The sequence below is a fragment of the Butyrivibrio sp. AE2005 genome, from assembly GCF_000686965.1.
GTDB lineage: Bacteria > Bacillota > Clostridia > Lachnospirales > Lachnospiraceae > Butyrivibrio > Butyrivibrio hungatei_A.
Genome location: NZ_JMMD01000045.1, coordinates 1 through 1,941, shown reverse-complemented (window position 1 = coordinate 1,941; position 1,941 = coordinate 1). Strand labels below are relative to the sequence as shown.

Here is a 1,941-nt window from a genome sequence, read left to right as displayed (position 1 = left end):
ATCGTTATCTTCAAGGTCCAGTAAATCTGTGATACTATTCATGTATCCTCCTCCTTTGATATTTAGTCCAAGAAACATCATAAGAGACGGAGGAAGTGCAGGAAATGATTCTTGCATAAAAAAACCGGGATTAGTCAGTTTCAATAACTGATTAATCCCGGTTCTATTTATTATTACTGTAGACCCTCAAACCAAACCCTCAAAGTAGCCCCTCACGATAGACCCTCAAACTAGACCCTCAAAAACTTTGAATACCCAAAATGGATTATCCAATAATAGATATTGAAGGAACAGGAATACATATAAGAGATTTGATAAGGGAAAGCGGTCATACAGTTACAGAAGTTTCTGAATACCTTGGGACAAGTACTTCTCTTGTATACAGATACTTAAGAGGAGAGGTTCTTCCAAGCATTGACAGGATTGTGGCTCTTTCTGTGTATCTTGAAGTCCCTATAGAAAGAATAATAGCAGTCGAGTGAGGCTGCACTATGCGGTATGGGGTAATGGTAGCCCACAGGATTTTGGTTCCGGTAATCTTGGTTCGATTCCAAGTACCGTAGTTTAGGCGTAGTAGCCAAGATGGAAAGGCTCCGGACTGCAACTCCGGGATCGTGAGTTCGAATCTCACCTATGCCTCTATATGGATTCGTAGCTCAAATGGTAGAGCGCTTGATTCTGATTCAAGATGTTACAGGTTCGATTCCTGTTACCGTAGTTTCGGACATATAGCTCAATCGGCAGAGCATCCGGCTGTTAACCGGAGGGCTGTGGGTTCAAATCCCTCTATGTCCGCTGTTTCGGTTTTTCTGTTTTGAGGAATCGGGTTATAAATTTCATTTTTTCTTTAGAAAGTTGCGTACTTTAGCGGATTTGCTATAATGTAAGTGAGTATAATTTGTTTTATGAATGGGTTATCTTCTGTTCTGCATAACAAAGAGTACATGATGGAAGGGAGCTAATTCATGAGACATAAGGAATTTAAAGACCTAACTTTTGCGGATGATTTTATGTTTGCAAAAGTAATGCTTAATGAAAAGTTGTGCAAGCAGCTGCTTGAGATTATTCTTGAGGTGAAAATCAAGAAATTAAGCTATCCGGAAGAACAAAAAACTATCAATCCTTCATATGATAGCAAGAGTGTAAGGCTTGATGTGTATGTGGATGATGAAAAAGGCACAGTTTATAACATTGAGATGCAGACAACAAATCCGGGTAATATTCCGAGGCGTGCGCGTTATTACCAGGGGATGATAGATCTTAATTTGATAGAAAAAGGCGAAGATTATCATAAACTGGCAAAGAGTTACGTCATTTTTATCTGTACTGAGGATATTTACGAATTAGATAAACCGGTTTACAGATTTGAGAATTACTGCAGAGAGTATGAGCTTCCGTTTGGAGATGATTCATACAAGGTTATTCTTAACGCAGCTTGTACTGAACTCCAGGACACAGAGCTTGGAAATTTCCTGAGGTTTGTTCGTACCGGTGAGCCGATGGATGAATTTACAGATAATCTACAAAACGAAGTTAATGTTGTTAAACGCAATGAGAAATGGGAGGTGGAGTACATGACACTTCTGATGAGAGATAATGAAAAGAAAAAAGAAGGACGAAAAGAATATCAGCTACTTCTTAGGGCTATTCCAAAAGAGTCTGATGATTTTACGCTTGCCCTGACTGCTGAAGACGATGTCATTGAAGCTCTTATGGAAAAATATAATATCTATTCTGAAGAATAATATATGACACAGCTGAATTATCGGTGTTTAAAATGATTTTTTATGATTAAGTTTTTGCGGCTTTCACTTATAGTATAGGTGAAAGCTGTTTTTATTTTTTTAAATAGACTTATTATTCCCCTTATTTCTGTAGTTATTAGTGAAGGGATTTTCCCTTGTCTGTACTTTGACAAGAGAATATACATTCACTAAGTAC

General features: G+C 37.9%; 2 protein-coding genes and 3 tRNA genes. All 5 read left to right on the top strand.

All coding sequences use genetic code 11. The features are described 5' to 3' along the window. Positions 1-260: 260 nt before the first annotated feature. The 5 genes from DL92_RS0114850 to DL92_RS0114830 all read left to right on the top strand — a co-directional run bounded on the left by DL92_RS0114850 (position 261) and on the right by DL92_RS0114830 (position 1,745). On the top strand, positions 261-482 hold the full coding sequence (locus DL92_RS0114850; protein ID WP_026514772.1) for a helix-turn-helix domain-containing protein: 222 nt from the start codon (positions 261-263) through the stop codon (positions 480-482). A 10-nt stretch (positions 483-492) separates the two neighbouring features. Then, positions 493-563 (top strand) — tRNA-Gln (locus tag DL92_RS0114845). Between the two features lie 4 nt (positions 564-567). Continuing rightward, positions 568-639, top strand: a tRNA-Cys gene (locus DL92_RS0114840). 83 nt (positions 640-722) lie between these two features. Then, positions 723-795 (top strand) — tRNA-Asn (locus DL92_RS0114835). Positions 796-965: 170 nt separating this feature from the next. Beyond that, positions 966-1,745, top strand: coding sequence for an Rpn family recombination-promoting nuclease/putative transposase (locus DL92_RS0114830; RefSeq protein ID WP_026668164.1), 780 nt, complete (start codon positions 966-968; stop codon positions 1,743-1,745). Positions 1,746-1,941: the final 196 nt, after the last annotated feature.

Excerpts from the sequence above, each read along its gene's own strand:
- DL92_RS0114850 (WP_026514772.1), top strand. The coding sequence starts at position 261 with ATGGATTATCCAATAATAGATATTGAAGGAACAGGAATACATATAAGA.
- DL92_RS0114830 (WP_026668164.1), top strand. The coding sequence starts at position 966 with ATGAGACATAAGGAATTTAAAGACCTAACTTTTGCGGATGATTTTATG.